Raw genomic sequence first — 1,518 nt, forward strand, 5'->3', positions numbered from 1 at the left:
CCCGTGCTGGTGCGTTTAGCGTATTAACAGGTGTGACGCAGGAAGGTAGCCGAGCCGGGCGATGGTTGTCCCGGTCTAAGGATGTAGGGCGAACGATAGGCAAATCCGTCGTTCATATAGCCTGAGATCTGATGGGTAGACGCAAGTCGAAATCGGTGATCCTATGCTGCCAAGAAAAGCATCGACGCGAGGTTCTAGCTGCCCGTACCCCAAACCGACTCAGGTGGTCAGGTAGAGAATACTAAGGAGATCGAGAGAATCGTGGTTAAGGAACTCGGCAAAATGCCCCCGTAACTTCGGGAGAAGGGGGGCCTGAGGCGTGAACGGACTTGCTCCGGGAGCGTTCGATGGCCGCAGAGACCAGTGGGAAGCGACTGTTTACTAAAAACACAGGTCCGTGCTAAGTCGCAAGACGATGTATACGGACTGACGCCTGCCCGGTGCTGGAAGGTTAAGAGGAACGGTTAGCCGCAAGGCGAAGCTGAGAATTTAAGCCCCAGTAAACGGCGGTGGTAACTATAACCATCCTAAGGTAGCGAAATTCCTTGTCGGGTAAGTTCCGACCTGCACGAATGGCGTAACGACTTCCCAGCTGTCTCAACCGCGAACTCGGCGAAATTGCATTACGAGTAAAGATGCTCGTTACGCGCAGCAGGACGGAAAGACCCCGTGACCTTTACTATAGTTTGGTATTGGTGTTCGGTGTGGCTTGTGTAGGATAGGTGGGAGACTGTGAAGCGGGCACGCTAGTGTTCGTGGAGTCATTGTTGAAATACCACTCTGGTCACTCTGGATATCTAACTTCGGACCCTAATCGGGTTCAGGGACAGTGCCTGATGGGTAGTTTAACTGGGGCGGTTGCCTCCTAAAGAGTAACGGAGGCGCCCAAAGGTTCCCTCAACCTGGTTGGCAATCAGGTGTCGAGTGTAAGTGCACAAGGGAGCTTGACTGTGAGACTGACAAGTCGAGCAGGGACGAAAGTCGGGACTAGTGATCCGGCAGTGGCTTGTGGAAGCGCTGTCGCTCAACGGATAAAAGGTACCTCGGGGATAACAGGCTGATCTTGCCCAAGAGTCCATATCGACGGCATGGTTTGGCACCTCGATGTCGGCTCGTCGCATCCTGGGGCTGGAGTAGGTCCCAAGGGTTGGGCTGTTCGCCCATTAAAGCGGTACGCGAGCTGGGTTTAGAACGTCGTGAGACAGTTCGGTCCCTATCCGCTGCGCGCGCAGGAAATTTGAGAAGATCTATCCCTAGTACGAGAGGACCGGGATGGACGAACCTCTGGTGTGTCAGTTGTTCCGCCAGGAGCACCGCTGATTAGCTACGTTCGGAACGGATAACCGCTGAAAGCATCTAAGCGGGAAGCCGGCTTCGAGATGAGATTTCCATCCCTTCGGGGGAGAGGCTCCCAGCCAGACGACTGGGTTGATAGGCCGGATGTGGAAGACAGGACTAAAGACTGTCGGAGCTGACCGGTACTAATAAGCCGATAACTTGATAATCACTACACTCATA

The 1,518-nt window shown here is 54.2% G+C and carries 1 rRNA gene; it reads left to right on the forward strand.

What is annotated here, in order from left to right:
- Positions 1 to 1,505, forward strand: a 23S ribosomal RNA gene (locus EDF36_RS20830); the annotation flags it as partial.
- Positions 1,506 to 1,518 lie beyond the last annotated feature (13 nt).

Source organism: Rathayibacter sp. PhB152 (genome assembly GCF_003751395.1).
GTDB lineage: Bacteria > Actinomycetota > Actinomycetes > Actinomycetales > Microbacteriaceae > Rathayibacter > Rathayibacter festucae.